A 14,196-nucleotide genomic window follows, 5' to 3' on the forward strand; every position below is an offset into this window, starting at 1 on the left:
AGCCTTTTCCACAATGGAAAAGGCTTTTTCGTCAAGCGTATGAATGCAGTCCGGCAATGATCAAGTTAACTGCCACCAAGTTGAACATGATGATGACAAACCCGATGACTGCGAGCCATGCAGACTTTTCGCCTGCCCAGCCTCGTCCGAGCCGCAAGTGCAGATATGCTGCATAGAATAAAAATGTCACAAGCGCCCAAACTTCTTTCGGATCCCAGCCCCAGAAGCGCGACCAGGCGATTTGAGCCCAGATCATGGCGAAAATCAATGCACCGAGTGAAAAGATCGGGAAGCCGATGATAACCGACCGATAATTGATCTCGTCCATCAATTGCAAGTTAACGTTTTTTGTAAACGGCTGAAGCATAGCGGAAATCCGTTTCCGGAAGACCAGTCGAATCAATGCATATAACACCGTACCGACCACGAGCGACCAAAATACCGTAGTCAATTTTCCAGCATGGACGATGGGGGGCATTTCTACCAACGGCGTCAATGCGCCATCTGTCATCGGCTCAAATTCGTTCATGCCAAAAATTGCCGGCATATTATATGTGATTTCCGATGGTTGTCCGTCTTTGTTGACATAAGCGAAGTCCGCTTCGTAATTCGTCAATGTGAAGAATGTGCTCGTCACAACAAAACCAAGTACCAAGACGAGTGAATACATGATGGCTTCAAGCCAAAAGCGCTGCTTCGACTTTTTCTTTTGATCGACGACTTTTAGCAAATAAATCAAGCCAGCTGCCGCACTGATCGCCAAGATTCCTTCTGCAACAACTACAGTGATGACGTGTATCGCCAACCAGTTTGTCTGAAGAGCCGGAATCAACGGGCTCACTTCGCTCGGGAACATGCTAGCGTAAGCGATAATCAATAAAGCGATCGGCAAAACGATCATTCCTAGTACTGCTGTTTTATACAAAGCGAAGAGTATGATGAACCCGCCGACTAGTGTCATCCCGAATGCAGTCGTGAATTCGAACATATTGCTGATCGGCGCGTGGCCCGTGACCACCCATCGCGTGATGAAATAGCCTACTTGGGCAAGAAAGCCGATCACGGTGATGGTGATGGCGACTTTGCCCCAGCGCTGTTCAGACCTGAATGTGCCTTTTTTATTGCCTTTTACGGCACCGCCAAAGACAAACGTTGCGATTAGGTAAGCGATAAAGGCTACGTATAATAGATTGGAACTGATATCGGCTAATGTCATGTTAATTGTTCACCTTCCCTTTTCTCCTGTGCTTCCATGTCTTCCTGTTGGTCGCGATATGTTGGAAGAGAAGCGTGTTCCGTCACTTGATCCAAGTCTTTTTTCAACCCGAACCAGTTTTTGTTCGTATGGCCCGCAAGCAATATGCTGCCATCCGCTTGCTGTTGAATCCAGAAGCGGCGGTGATTAAAGTACATGCCTTGGGCTACGCCGATCATGAAGATCAAACCGCCAAGCCCAAGAATCGGCAACGTGCGGTCTTTACGTACCGTTAAGCCGGATGCATCACGCGTCTCGACGCCCTGGAAGGCAAGTTTGTAATCGTTATCTCCAAGCGGCTCCACCGTGTTCTGAATCGTGATGAAACTTGTTTCGCCATCTGGTGTATCAGGAGTTGTCATTTTCACGAGGAATCCCGGGTTTTTCGGCAGCGGCGTTGCAGTTTGCGGTTCACCATTTTCGAAACCGGAGAAATCAGGATAATAGCCGAGCAACTCGACAACCGAGCCGTCTTCAAGCTCATAAGTGGTTTCTGGATTGACCAAATCGATTGTCAACTCTCCACGGCTTTCGCTTGTTTCCTTGTTCTGCAACTCGAAGCTCATGGTTTTCAGCTCATCTTGCTGGAAATCCATCTGATACAAAGCATAGCCGTCAAATTTAAACGGCTGGTTGACGCGAATGGCGTGCTCTTCCACTACTTCCATATCGGCTGTATCACCAGGCAATGCGCCTTCCGGAATTTTGTAGAGAACGACGTCGGTTTGGTAGTTTTTCGCTACCGTTCCAACACGGTCGATCGCTTCACCGAATTTTTCTTCTTCACCTTCACCTGTATATGTTTCTAAAGTGAACCCTTTGCTTTCTAATACATAGCCTGGCGCATCTGGGATCGCACGTGTTTCACCTTCACGGATCCACAAAGTTTCATCTACATAAAAACCAGGCATCATGCGCAACATGACACCGAACAAGAAGATGATCAAGCCTATGTGATTAACATAAGGGCCCCAGCGCGAAAAACGGCCTTTCTCGGCAAGTAAGCCATTTTTATCAGTCGACACTTTGTATTTCAAACCGGTTAATTTCTCTTCGGCTTTTTTAAGCGTGTCCGCATCTCCCGGTCCTTCTGCCACAATACGCTGCTTATGCATAAAGCTGGAATGGCGCAGCACTCGCTGGTTTTTCAAGGATTTATAGAGCGGCACGAACCGGTCAAGGCTCGCGATGATCAGTGAAATCGCAAGCATCCCAACCAGGCTGATAAACCAGAAGGAATTGTATAAATCATGGAAGCCGAGTGCGTGATACACCGTCCCGACACTGCCGTAAATATCGGTGTAATAAGCCTCGATATCTGCTTCCGTCGTTGCTGGGACGTATTGTTTCTGAGGCAAAATGGTGCCGAGGGCCGCGGCAATCAATAAGATGATGATGATTCCGACGCCCACTTTCACGCTCGAAAAGAAGTTCCAGATTTTATCAATAATTGACTTATTATAGGTCTGGGAACGTCTGGCCGTTCCTTCATAGCGCATATCCGCTAACTTTTTGTCTTGTTCCTGTTCATTGAGCGGCCGACCGCACGATTCACAAAGAATAGTGCCCGGCGGATTTTCATGGCCGCATTTGCAAATCAATTTGTCCATCCGAAAAATCTCCTTATTCAGGTTTGATTTCTTCCATAAAACCTGCGATATCCTGCTCTGTCATTTCACCGGTCACGATGCGCTGGATTTCGCCTTGTGGGTTTACCAGCATGGTCGTTGGAAGCGGGCGGATATTATATGCCGTCATGACGCTTTTATCGCGGTCGATGACAATTGGAAAATTGAGGCCGTATTGACGCGCGAACGTCTCGACTTCAAAATTCGATTGTGCAATATTCACCGCGAGGACTTGGACGCCTTGATCTTCATACACTTCAAACTGGCTGGCCATTGCGGGCATTTCTTTGATGCATGGCTCACACCATGTGCCCCAGAAATTGAGGAATACACCTTGGCCCTCATAATCGGACAGCTTATGGGTTTCCCCGTCAAGATCCGTCAGCGTGAAATCCGGTGCCGCATCTCCCACTTTCAGCACTTCCACTTCGTCGGCCGTGACACTGTTATAAATCGTGTAGCCAATGGCCGCAACTAGTAACAGCAAAATAACGGAGCGCATGATCGTCCTGTTTTTCTTCTTATTGCTTTTTTTCTCCGTACTCATATAGATCCTCCTTCGAGGGATTGGATGCACATCAATTATAGCAAAGTTTCATCAGCCGCCTGTCCCCAGTTTTGAAGGGTTTGTGAACGTTAGCGCCGTTTGCCAGTATCCGCTAGCACACGCAATTGCTTCACTTCGTGAGGGCTTAACTCTCTCGATTCGCCCGCGTTTAGGCTATGCAGCGTTAAAAAGGCAAATTGTTCACGACTGAGTTTCTGCACCGGGAAGCCGATTGCTTCGAACATGCGGCGGACTTGACGGTTGCGTCCTTCGTGAATCGTGATTTGGACAATCGCTTTGGAAGCTTTCGCATCCGCTGACAATAATTTCACTTTCGCCGGCGCCGTCATGCCGTCTTCCAACTTAATGCCGCGCTCTAGTTTTTGAAGATCTTCTCTGGCTGGAATACCCTTTAGCCGCGCTACATACGTCTTGTCGATTTCAAACTTCGGGTGAGTCAGGCTATTGGCGAATTCGCCATCATTCGTCAACAGCAATAGCCCTGAAGTGTCGTAATCAAGACGCCCGACAGGATAAATGCGTTCTTCGACGTTCGGGAAGAAATCCGTTACTACTTTGCGGTTTTTGTCATCGGACACTGCTGAAATAACGCCGCGCGGCTTATAGAGTAGAAAATAGACTTTGCGTTCTTTCTCCATTTGCACGCCTTCTACTTCAATTTTATCGGAAGGGGTCACTTTGATTCCCAATTCCTTAACCGTTTTGCCGTTCACTTTCACTTTTCCATCCAAAATCATTTGTTCTGCTTTGCGCCTAGATGCAATTCCTGCATGCGCCATTACTTTTTGCAATCTTTCCATTTCCTGTTCACCCCATCTAATTAAATACCGGCCGCGTAGGCAGCCGATTCACGTTTTCCACAGTCTTTCTAACCGGAATTATGGCATAATTCCGGCCAAAGAGAAAGCGCATCGCTTAAATGAAAAGAAGACTGTCCATGCGTCCCAGTCTTCCCAGTAAGCTCCTATGCATTTACTTCTTCTTTGAATGCTTCTTGAAATTTTGTCATAAAGAGATCCGTGTCTTCTTCTGGCTCCTCTGACATCTCTTCAGGCAGAGGAGGCAATTCCTTCAAGTTTTTCAGCCCAAAGTAATTGAGAAATTCGTCAGTTGTGCCGTACAAAATGGCACGCCCTGTGCCTTCAGCGCGGCCGCATTCTTGGATTAAGCCTTTTGCAGCAAGTGTTGCCAGTGCTTTCTCACTTTTCACACCGCGCAAATCTTCCAATTCCACCCGCGTAATGGGCTGTTTATAAGCCACAATCGCGAGCACTTCAAGCGACGCTTGTGACAGCGATTGCGGCGTCGGATTCTCGACTAGCTTTTGAATGGTGTCTGCCATTTCCGGCTTCGTCACCAACTGGTAAACACCCGCCAGCTCTTTTAGCATGATGCCAAAAACACCTTCGCTATAGCGGCTCTTCAACTCATTGAGCGCCTCTTCCACTTGATCTGCGTCGGCCTCTGTCAAAAACTGCAATTGGCTAAAACTTAAGCCATCGTCTCCAGTAACGAATAGCAATGCTTCAATTTGGCCCAAAAGGTTCTTCTTCATCTTGCCACGTTTCCTTTCTCAGTTCCACCGACAATTCGGTGAAATTCTTTTGCTGTTCGACCGCAATCACTTGTCGCTTCATCAATTCGAGTAAAGATAAAAACGACACAACGAGAACGGCCTGGTCATGTGACGGGAAAAGCTCAGAAAAATTAGCTCGACCTTTAAACGATTTTAACCGTTCGACCATGGAGCCCATCTGCTCTTTGATGGAAACTTCTTGGCGAGCGACACGCGTTGATAAAGGCGCTCTTAACTGCTTCCGCCGCAGCATCTTCTGAAATGCGCCGAGCATATCATAAGCATTGGCATCATCAACAGCGAGTTCTAACGGCGGATTCAGTTCCGATAAATCTGCAGGAGCTTTAGAATAAAGTATCGACCTGTCATTCTCCAGTTTCTTCAGTTCCTCCGCCGCTTCCTTGTATTTCTTGTATTCAATCAGCCTCGATACCAATTCATCGCGAGGGTCTTCTTCATCGAATTCATAATCGATTTCATCTACTTCCCCTTCATGCACCGGGAGCAAGGTTTTGCTTTTAATCGCAAGCAACGTCGCCGCCATTACCAAGTACTCGCTCGCCTCATTGAGTTCGAGCACTTGCATTGCACGGATATGCTCCATATACTGTGTAGTGATTTGAGAAACGGGAATATCGTAAATATCGATTTCCAAACGATGGATTAAATGCAATAATAAATCTAGCGGGCCTTCAAAGGCATCCACTTTCACTTCGTAAGACATGCAATTACCACCTGACTGTTCATACTATTATTAATTGATTATAAAAGAAAGGAGATCGAAATGCATCCGCTTAGCCATCCCTTATTCCTTCAGTACATTATCCACTTCAATGATGAAAAAGATTATTTCGAATGTCATGAGGTCGGAGAAGAGTACTGGAAACAAATCGCTCCAAAAGACAAAATGCACCCCTTAACTGGTTGGATCCAATTGGCGGTCGGCATGTACCATTGGCGCCGCAGCAATTATCCGGGCGCGCTTCGTTCACTCATCCGGGCTAAACCGAAACTTGCCGAGCCTGGCATTTGGACCGAGGGCTTCGACCACCCGCAATTGATGCAACTCCTTACCGAATCGATACAAGGAGTGACCAATCGCGAGCCATTCGAACATCGTGACCTCCCGCTTGTACCAGGCGAACTGGTTCAAGCCGTCGAAGAACAAAAGCAACATTATTTGGCCCCAGAGCTAGATGAGCACTTTTTGATGCACAAACACCGGCTGCGTGACCGGACAGAGATCATCGCGCTCAGACAACAGAAAAAAAGGCGGAACCTTTAAGAATTAAAGGCCGCCTTTTTTTACTGGGCATTTATTCAGGAAAGCTTCGGTTTCGTCAGTAGCCCGCATTTCCCGGTGCTGCATCATGTCTTGAATCTTATCGATCATTTGATGGCCGATCCCGTCGCCCCGATGGGATGGATTCACCGATACATGATGAATAGTGTAATGATCTTCCGAGACTTCCACACCTAATAATCCGACAAAGTCGTCCTCTTTTTTCCAAAGGAATAATTGCCATTCCGGATTTTCTTCGTAAATGTGCATGGTCTGCTGCAGCTTTTTCAGTTCGCGCTCTCTAGGCATAAATGACAATAAGCCCATGGCGATCTTTTCAAATGATTTTTTGTATCTGTATAACATAATTGATCCCTCATTTTCATCTTAAAAGCAGCTTTCCCCATACTACTATAAACTTCCCGATAACTCAAGTTTACATAGGATCAGCCACCGGTGACCTTGTCCGCAAAGAACAGCCAGTAGGCAACGCCCCAGGCAACCGCCATCAATAAGACAAACAGGAACAGCATGATGTTTTGCTTCCTCACTGTTGTGCCTCCTCTTGCGAATACCCCACTTCATTCTTGATCAAGTCTTCGAAGCTTTCGCGCCGGATGACGAGCTGGTGCTTGCCGCCTTCTGCAAAGACGACTGCCGGACGTGTGATTCGGTTGTAATTGCTCGCCATGGAATAGCCATATGCCCCGGTACAAAAGATAGCCAGAATGTCACCAGCAGATACACGCGGCAACTGGGCTTCCTCTATTAGCTTATCACCGGATTCGCAGCATTTTCCTGCGATCGTGTAAACTTGTCCAGCTTCATCCTGTGCTCGGTTGGCCAGTAAGGAACTGTACTTCGCCCCATAAAGGGCAGGACGGATATTATCAGACATGCCGCCATCAACCGCAGCATAGCGACGCGTGTCTGGCACTTCTTTTGTCGAACCGATTGTGTAAAGCGTTGTACCCGCATCCCCGATTAATGAACGACCCGGCTCGATCCAGATTTCCGGCAATGGAAATCCAGCTTGCTCTGATGCCGATTTAACCGTGCGAATCATGTCTTTCACGTAAACGGCAGGTTCAAGCGGTGCATCTTCTTCCGTATAGCGGATGCCAAAACCACCGCCTAAATTCAGTACGCTGCAAGTATAGGCATAATCCTTGTTCCACGATGCCATTTTCAGCAGTAATTTTTCAGAAGCCATTTGAAAAGCCGCCGTATCGAAAATTTGTGAGCCAATATGGCAATGCAGGCCAATCAACTCGAGATAATCGTGGCTATAAGTTTGTTCAAAAGCGCGGTCTGCCTGGCCGTTGTTCAAATCAAACCCGAACTTCGAGTCTTCCTGGCCGGTCGTAATATAGTCATGTGTATGGGCTTCGATGCCTGGCGTGACCCGCAGCAAGATGTTCATCTTTTGTTTGCGCTGTTCGGCAGTTTTTTTCAGCAGTTCGATTTCATGGAAATTATCGACAACAATGCAGCCAATCTCTTCAACAAATGCCATGTCGATTTCCGCTTGGCTCTTATTGTTGCCATGGAAATGGATTTTGTCTTTTGGAAATCCACTTTGAATCGCGGTGTAAAGTTCTCCACCGGAGACGACATCAAGCGACAAGCCTTCTTGTGCAGCGACTTGGTAGATGGCGATGCCGGAAAATGCTTTGCTGGCATAAGCCACCTGATACCCGACCTGCTCGCTTTCAAAGGTTTGTTGGAACGCTTGTGCGCGTTCGCGGAATAGTTGGATGTCGTAAACAAAAAGCGGTGTGCTGTATTGTGCGGCGAGGTCAACCGCATCTACTCCCCCAATTGTCAAATGGCCTTGTGCGTTGATTGCTTGTGTCCCGTATAAATGCATGTCGACTCCTCCTGTATGGCTATGTAAATAAAAATCCTGCTGGGCCTAAACCCAGCAAGATTCCTTTAATCGGTGATCAAAGCGGAGACAAGCTGAATTGCTTCAACCGGCTCGTTTGAATACTCGATACTATTGTATAACATTTCCTGGCATTCCGCGAGGTCTTGTGTGTTGGAATAAATGGTAACCAGTGACTCGCCTTGTTTGACAAAATCGCCGACTTTCTTATTGAGCACTAAGCCGACCGATAGATCGATGACCGAATCTTTCGTCGCACGTCCTGCGCCGAGAACCATCGCCGCTGTTCCGATTTCGTCGGCTTCCATGTAGGAAACATAACCGTCTTGTTTTGCTGGCAGTTCCGTGACGAATTTTGCTTGCGGCAACAAACTAAGATCGTCCACAACAGCCGGATTGCCGCCTTGGTCTTTGATCAATTGGCGGAACGCTTCAAGTGCAGAGCCGTCTTTAATAACGCCTTCGAGCATGACACGCGCCTCTTCCAATGTGTCTGCTTTGCCGCCGACAACGACCATTTGACTGCCGAGCACGAGACACAGTTCCGTAAGGTCTGCTGGGCCTTTGCCTTGCAGCGTTTCAATCGCCTCTTTTACTTCCAAAGCATTGCCGATCGCAAATCCGAGCGGCTGGCTCATATCAGAAATAATCGCCATCGTTTTACGCCCCGTCGCGTTACCGATGCCCACCATGGCATGTGCCAACTTCTTAGCATCTTCCTCGGTTTTCATGAATGCGCCTTCGCCAGTTTTCACATCGAGGACGATGGCATCGGCCCCTGCTGCGATTTTCTTGCTCATAATGGAGCTCGCGATGAGCGGAATGCTATTGACAGTCGCTGTCACATCACGCAAGGCATACATTTTTTTATCGGCAGGCGTCAAGTTGCCGCTTTGGCCAATAACTGCCAGTTTGTGTTCATTTACCTGGTGGATAAAGTCTTGTGTTGACAGTTCTACGTGGAATCCGTCAATTGCTTCTAGTTTGTCGATGGTCCCGCCGGTATGGCCAAGTCCTCGCCCGCTCATTTTTGCAACCGGCACGCCACAAGCTGCAACGAGCGGCCCGAGCACAAGCGTTGTCGTATCGCCGACGCCTCCTGTCGAGTGTTTATCTACTTTAATGCCCTCAATGGCCGACAGAACGATCTGGTCGCCTGATTCTGCCATCGCCATCGTCAAATCAGCACGCTCGCGTTCACTCATGTCTTGGAAAAATACCGCCATTAAAAATGAGCTTAATTGATAATCGGCGATTTCACCATTTGTATAGCCTGAAATAATAAAACGGATTTCTTCTGTGGACAGCTCGTGGCCATCACGTTTCTTTTCGATCAAGTCTACCATTCTCATTAGTCATTACCGCCTTTTCATTTTAGTTTCGAGAGAAAGCTTGTGCCGAATTTCGGCAATTCACATGCGAAGTTCTCGGCAATCGTCGCACCGATATCCGCAAATGTTGATCCAGTTCCAAGCGCTCCCCCGCCATTAAAACGAGGAGAGAAAGCAAGAAGTGGCACATATTCACGCGTATGGTCTGTGCCTGGGAAGGTCGGATCGTTTCCGTGGTCTGCTGTAATGAGCAGCAAATCATCTTCTTTCAAGCCCTCTAACACTTCCGGAAGGCGCACATCAAATTCTTCTAATGCCTGCGCGTAGCCTTTCGGGTCTCTGCGGTGTCCATAAAGTGCATCAAAGTCAACCAGGTTCAAAAAGCTCAATCCATTGAAATCTTTGCCAACAATTTGCACGAGCTTATCCATGCCATCAGAATTATCTGTGGTTCTTACTGCATCGGTTACACCGGCGCCATTGTAAATATCGTTAATCTTGCCGATAGCGATAACGTCTTTGCCAGCATCCTGAAGTTCGTTCATGACAGTGCGGTCAAATGGCGTCAACGCATAATCGTGTCGATTAGAGGTGCGTTTAAAAGCACCAGGCTCGCCGAGGAACGGGCGTGCGATGACTCGTCCAACTAAAAATTCCGGATCCAAGGTCAATTCGCGAGCCGTTTCACAGATTTGATACAGTTCCTCCAACGGGATCACTTCTTCATGCGCAGCAATTTGAAGGACCGGATCAGCTGAGGTGTAGACAATTAATGCTCCTGTTTCCATATGTTCCTGGCCAAGTTCGTCCAGGATTTCAGTGCCGCTTGCCGGTTTATTGCCGATGACTTTCCGCCCTGTCGCCTGTTCAAGCTTGTCGATCAGTTCTTTAGGGAAGCCATCTGGATACACTTTAAATGGTGTATCGATATTGAGTCCCATGATTTCCCAGTGTCCCGTCATTGTATCTTTCCCGACGGATGCCTCTTCAAGGCGGCCAAAGTGGGCAGCTGGTGTTTCTTGTGCGTCAAGGCCTTTTACCGGAACGATATTGGCAAGTCCCAATTTTTCCATGTTTGGCATGTTGAGGCCGCCAACAGATTGAGCGATATGGCCAAGCGTATCAGCGCCTGTGTCTCCAAAAGCTTTGGCATCTGGCGCTTCGCCAATGCCTACAGAATCCAAAACGATTAAATGTATGCGAGTAAACGGTTTCATTGTCATATTAGTTCCTCCTTATTTGCCCTTTCATTCTATCACAGGAATGGTCCATGTCGGAAGTCAGACCTCTGTTATGCGCGAGGATGAAATTGCGAGTAGACATCTTTTAAACGCGTCTTGCTGACGTGAGTATAAATTTGTGTGGTTGAAATATCCGCGTGTCCCAACATTTCTTGTACCGCACGCAAATCTGCGCCATTTTCAATCAAATGGGTCGCGAATGAATGACGCAAAGTATGCGGCGTCAATTCTTTTTGAATCCCTGCTTTTTTGGCGTGCTGTTTCAATAATTTCCAGAATCCCTGCCTGGTCAGTCGTTTTCCTCTTTGATTAATGAACAAAGCATCCGTTTTTTCCACTGGATTTCGCAATGCAAGACGACCCGATTCAAGGTATTGACGGTTCGCCTCAAGCGCTGCTCTGCCAAGCGGAATGATGCGCTCTTTTCCCCCTTTGCCTACGCACCGGACGAATCCCATTGTCAGATGGACATCCTCAATGTCCAAATTGATGCATTCACTGACTCGCATGCCACTTGCATAAAGTAATTCCAGCATGGCTCGGTCCCGCAGCCCACTGGCTTTTGACGTATCCGGCGAATTCAATAAAGCATCAATTTCTTCTATAGAGAGGATATTCGGCAACTTCTTATCCATTTGAGGCATTTCCAAATGTACCGTTGGATCCGAATCGCTGCGTTTTTCCCTAATCAAAAACTGGTGGAAGCTGCGGATTGAGGAAATATGCCTTGCCACCGTCCTCGAAGTTTTCGCCAGTTCCTGAAGATGGCGCAAGTGATTGAGAATATGGACACGTTCGATTTTTCCGAGCGACTCCAATTGTTCCACTTCATTCATATACTGTATATAGACTTTCAAATCACGTTCGTATGAGGTCAAGGTGTTATCGGCAAGCTGCCTTTCCACCCGTAAAAAATGCAAATAATCATCCAATGCATCTTTCGCATCGTTCATCGGAATTCCTCCTTTACACGCTCTTTTCTTGAGGATGAAAAAAGACGGCCTTCAACAGGCCGCCTTTTAAGCGTCTTTTTCCGGCTTATCGGCACCCAAGTCGTTGCAGCGCCAGCAAATGCCATGAAAAGTCAGACGGTGATCTTTGATCTGGAAATTCCAGCGCTTTTCCACGACCGTCTCAACATCTTCAAGTAAATCTTCTTGTATTTCATCCACTGCCCCACATTCCAAGCAAACCAAATGATGATGAAAGTGTGCTGCGCCTTCCTGACGCAAATCATAACGGGAAACGCCATCCCCAAAGTTTATTTTATCAACAATTTTTAATTCGGTCAGAAGTTCCAATGTACGGTATACTGTCGCCAAGCCGATTTCCGGCGCAATGTCTTTGACCAAAAGATAGACATCTTCAGCACTTAGATGATCTTCTTCATGGTCCAATAAAATCCGTACCGTTGCTTCACGCTGTGGCGTCAGCTTATAACTCGCAGCGTGTAATTGTTTCTTTATGCGATCTATCCTTGTTTCCATGCGACGCCCTCCCTCAAACTGTATTCATTATATCAAAAGGGCGTTCTCGATTACAACAATGGATGCGTTTATTATTTAGAATCATTCTCAACTGGTAATTGGATTAATTCTTATCTGATAAGTAGTTTTTAACCCATTGAACAGCGTAAGCGGTTTTGGCATCGTATATACGCTCGTTGTCGATCAATCCTTGTGCTTCTTCAACCGTCACCTCGAGCAATTCCACAAACTCATCTTCGTCTGTTACTGCGCCATTTTCTGCGCGGTGCAAACCGGTGGCAAAGAAAACATGCACCACTTCATCAGCAAATCCAGGAGATGTCGAGAAGCTGATTACTTTTTCAAGCTTGTCCGCTGAATAGCCTGTCTCTTCTTCCAGCTCTCGCATCGCCGTATATTCCGGAGCTTCGCCAGGTTCCAGTTTTCCGGCTGGTATTTCGACTAGTGAACGCTCTAGCGCTTTACGGTATTGTTCGACCATGATGATTTTCCCTTCAGCCGTCAAGGCGATGACCGCTACCGCTCCTGGATGTTCGATTAATTCGCGCTTTGACTGTTTGCCATTCGGCAAGGTCACATCGTCCACTTTCAAATTAATGACTTTGCCTTCGTATAATCGTTCACTATGAATTGTTTTTTCTTCAAATTTCTTCATGCTCGGCCTCATTTCATTTGTAGTTTCAATACCGCAAAGTATACCATAGAGGAAATAAACTTTTACAACGGGGTGAAAAAATGAAATACAATACACTGGGCACCAGCGGGCTTGAAATCAGTGAAATTGCACTCGGCTGCATGTCATTGCCGGAAGACCCGAAACAAGCAAGAGCCATTATCGACGAAGCATTAGATAATGGCGTTACCTATTTCGACACAGCCGATTTTTACGGCAAAGGAAAGAATGAGGCAATCGTTGGCGGCGCACTTGGCGATCGCCGGCAAGACATCATCCTCGCGAGCAAAGTGGGAAATGAATGGTCAGAAGAATCGGATGAAGTGAAGTGGAATCCGACCAAAGCGTATATCAAAGAACAGATCCACCACTCGCTCCGCCGCCTTAACACCGATTACTTGGATTTGTATCAGCTTCACGGTGGCATGATCACCGACGACTCGGAAGAAACGATTGACGCTTTCGAAGAATTGAAAAAAGAGGGCTTAATCCGTGCTTATGGAATTTCGTCCATCCGCCCGAATGTCATCCGCCGCTTTATGGACAACAGCGAGATCGCTTCGATCATGATGCAGTACAGCTTGCTCGACCGCCGTCCGGAAGAATTCTTGCCAGAAATTGGCCAATCCGGCCGCTCTGTCGTGGCACGCGGCAGCTTAGCGAAAGGCCTATTGACAGCTGAAGGGCCAAAGCGTGCTGAGAAAATGGGCGATTACCTTCAGTACGGTCCAGATCAACTGGGTAGCGTGTTAAATAAACTGTCTGCTATCCACGCCAATGTGCATTCGCTCGCTTTACATTCCATCTTAGCGGATCGCACGGTCTCTTCGGCCGTTACGGGTGCGAGCAGCACTGAACAACTGCGTGACACTTTGCAGGCGTATCATCAGACGGTTAGCCCACAACAGATCGATGCGGCAAAAGCAGCGACGCGTCTTGATCGCTACGAACAGCATCGCGATTGACTGCCTTTCACCATCAGCGCCCCTATTACATTAAGGGCGCTGTTTTTTTCCCTCTTGTTTTAGGCAAGCCTTATTCAATCCATTTAGGCCTTTTGAATCTTTTTTATGAGTTGCCATGACTTCCCCTCATAATAGCTAAAATAAATAGTATCGCTTTTCCTTTAGGTAGCGGGTTTTCACATCTTTTCTTCTTCAGCTTCCAAAAAAGACCGATTTTCTACCTAGTCGATTTAATTTCTCGAAAAGGACTTTTGCAGGTTTGAAAGAATACCTAGAAGTGAATATACTGATTACGACTGAAA

The 14,196-nt window shown here is 47.2% G+C and carries 15 protein-coding genes; 2 read left to right on the plus strand and 13 right to left on the minus strand.

Annotation, left to right across the window (positions count from 1 at the left end):
• Nucleotides 1-31: 31 nt before the first annotated feature.
• From ccsB to AY633_RS01320, 6 genes are all read right to left on the minus strand, one after another.
• Entirely contained in the window at nt 32-1,216 is a 1,185-nt protein-coding gene (ccsB, locus tag AY633_RS01295; RefSeq protein WP_068485840.1) for a c-type cytochrome biogenesis protein CcsB, read from the minus strand.
• Entirely contained in the window at nt 1,213-2,865 is a 1,653-nt protein-coding gene (locus AY633_RS01300) for a cytochrome c biogenesis protein ResB (protein ID WP_068485842.1), read from the minus strand. Before AY633_RS01300 ends, ccsB begins: the two co-directional genes overlap by 4 nt.
• Before the next feature lie 13 nt (nt 2,866-2,878).
• A complete protein-coding gene (gene resA / locus AY633_RS01305; RefSeq protein WP_068462706.1) occupies nt 2,879-3,430 on the minus strand; it encodes a thiol-disulfide oxidoreductase ResA in 552 nt (183 codons plus the stop codon).
• A gap of 89 nt (nt 3,431-3,519) precedes the next feature.
• Entirely contained in the window at nt 3,520-4,251 is a 732-nt protein-coding gene (locus AY633_RS01310; protein WP_068462708.1) for a pseudouridine synthase, read from the minus strand.
• A 164-nt stretch (nt 4,252-4,415) separates the two neighbouring features.
• Nucleotides 4,416-5,006, minus strand: coding sequence for an SMC-Scp complex subunit ScpB (gene scpB, locus AY633_RS01315; RefSeq protein WP_068485844.1), 591 nt, complete (start codon nt 5,004-5,006; stop codon nt 4,416-4,418).
• A complete protein-coding gene (locus AY633_RS01320; protein ID WP_068485846.1) occupies nt 4,978-5,751 on the minus strand; it encodes a segregation/condensation protein A in 774 nt (257 codons plus the stop codon). Before AY633_RS01320 ends, scpB begins: the two co-directional genes overlap by 29 nt.
• A gap of 60 nt (nt 5,752-5,811) precedes the next feature.
• Between AY633_RS01320 and AY633_RS01325 the strand changes: the two genes are divergently transcribed.
• Nucleotides 5,812-6,312, plus strand: coding sequence for a DUF309 domain-containing protein (locus AY633_RS01325; RefSeq protein WP_068485848.1), 501 nt, complete (start codon nt 5,812-5,814; stop codon nt 6,310-6,312).
• Nucleotides 6,313-6,315: 3 nt separating this feature from the next.
• Here the strand turns inward: AY633_RS01325 and AY633_RS01330 are convergent, their stop codons facing one another.
• The 7 genes from AY633_RS01330 to AY633_RS01360 form a co-directional block, all read right to left on the minus strand.
• Nucleotides 6,316-6,675, minus strand: coding sequence for a GNAT family N-acetyltransferase (locus AY633_RS01330; protein ID WP_068462717.1), 360 nt, complete (start codon nt 6,673-6,675; stop codon nt 6,316-6,318).
• A 181-nt stretch (nt 6,676-6,856) separates the two neighbouring features.
• Nucleotides 6,857-8,179: a diaminopimelate decarboxylase gene (gene lysA, locus AY633_RS01335; RefSeq protein ID WP_068485850.1), complete on the minus strand. Its 1,323-nt coding sequence runs from the start codon at nt 8,177-8,179 to the stop codon at nt 6,857-6,859.
• Nucleotides 8,180-8,244: 65 nt separating this feature from the next.
• Nucleotides 8,245-9,549, minus strand: coding sequence for a pyrimidine-nucleoside phosphorylase (locus AY633_RS01340; RefSeq protein ID WP_068485852.1), 1,305 nt, complete (start codon nt 9,547-9,549; stop codon nt 8,245-8,247).
• 17 nt (nt 9,550-9,566) lie between these two features.
• Nucleotides 9,567-10,751, minus strand: a complete 1,185-nt coding sequence (gene deoB / locus AY633_RS01345; RefSeq protein ID WP_068485854.1) for a phosphopentomutase — start codon at nt 10,749-10,751, stop codon at nt 9,567-9,569.
• Nucleotides 10,752-10,819: 68 nt separating this feature from the next.
• On the minus strand, nt 10,820-11,722 hold the full coding sequence (xerD, locus tag AY633_RS01350) for a site-specific tyrosine recombinase XerD (protein ID WP_068485856.1): 903 nt from the start codon (nt 11,720-11,722) through the stop codon (nt 10,820-10,822).
• A gap of 66 nt (nt 11,723-11,788) precedes the next feature.
• Complete coding sequence (gene fur / locus AY633_RS01355; RefSeq protein ID WP_068462727.1) at nt 11,789-12,256, minus strand: ferric iron uptake transcriptional regulator; 468 nt, start codon at nt 12,254-12,256, stop codon at nt 11,789-11,791.
• 103 nt (nt 12,257-12,359) lie between these two features.
• A complete protein-coding gene (locus tag AY633_RS01360; protein ID WP_068485858.1) occupies nt 12,360-12,911 on the minus strand; it encodes an NUDIX hydrolase in 552 nt (183 codons plus the stop codon).
• An 80-nt stretch (nt 12,912-12,991) separates the two neighbouring features.
• On the opposite strand from AY633_RS01360, the gene AY633_RS01365 reads away from it, so the two are divergent.
• The gene (locus AY633_RS01365) at nt 12,992-13,894 is read left to right on the plus strand and encodes an aldo/keto reductase (RefSeq protein WP_068485860.1); all 903 of its coding nucleotides are present in this window, start codon (nt 12,992-12,994) and stop codon (nt 13,892-13,894) included.
• Nucleotides 13,895-14,196 lie beyond the last annotated feature (302 nt).

It is taken from the genome of Planococcus maritimus, from assembly GCF_001592825.1.
Taxonomy (GTDB): Bacteria; Bacillota; Bacilli; order Bacillales_A; family Planococcaceae; genus Planococcus; species Planococcus maritimus_C.

Coding starts and splice junctions, on each gene's coding strand:
- AY633_RS01310 (WP_068462708.1), bottom strand. CDS start 4,251: ATGGAAAGATTGCAAAAAGTAATGGCGCATGCAGGAATTGCATCTAGG.
- ccsB (WP_068485840.1), bottom strand. CDS start 1,216: ATGACATTAGCCGATATCAGTTCCAATCTATTATACGTAGCCTTTATC.
- AY633_RS01340 (WP_068485852.1), bottom strand. CDS start 9,549: ATGAGAATGGTAGACTTGATCGAAAAGAAACGTGATGGCCACGAGCTG.
- resA (WP_068462706.1), bottom strand. CDS start 3,430: ATGAGTACGGAGAAAAAAAGCAATAAGAAGAAAAACAGGACGATCATG.
- AY633_RS01365 (WP_068485860.1), top strand. CDS start 12,992: ATGAAATACAATACACTGGGCACCAGCGGGCTTGAAATCAGTGAAATT.
- scpB (WP_068485844.1), bottom strand. CDS start 5,006: ATGAAGAAGAACCTTTTGGGCCAAATTGAAGCATTGCTATTCGTTACT.
- AY633_RS01330 (WP_068462717.1), bottom strand. CDS start 6,675: ATGTTATACAGATACAAAAAATCATTTGAAAAGATCGCCATGGGCTTA.
- AY633_RS01320 (WP_068485846.1), bottom strand. CDS start 5,751: ATGTCTTACGAAGTGAAAGTGGATGCCTTTGAAGGCCCGCTAGATTTA.
- AY633_RS01360 (WP_068485858.1), bottom strand. CDS start 12,911: ATGAAGAAATTTGAAGAAAAAACAATTCATAGTGAACGATTATACGAA.
- fur (WP_068462727.1), bottom strand. CDS start 12,256: ATGGAAACAAGGATAGATCGCATAAAGAAACAATTACACGCTGCGAGT.
- lysA (WP_068485850.1), bottom strand. CDS start 8,179: ATGCATTTATACGGGACACAAGCAATCAACGCACAAGGCCATTTGACA.
- AY633_RS01300 (WP_068485842.1), bottom strand. CDS start 2,865: ATGGACAAATTGATTTGCAAATGCGGCCATGAAAATCCGCCGGGCACT.
- AY633_RS01325 (WP_068485848.1), top strand. CDS start 5,812: ATGCATCCGCTTAGCCATCCCTTATTCCTTCAGTACATTATCCACTTC.
- deoB (WP_068485854.1), bottom strand. CDS start 10,751: ATGACAATGAAACCGTTTACTCGCATACATTTAATCGTTTTGGATTCT.
- xerD (WP_068485856.1), bottom strand. CDS start 11,722: ATGAACGATGCGAAAGATGCATTGGATGATTATTTGCATTTTTTACGG.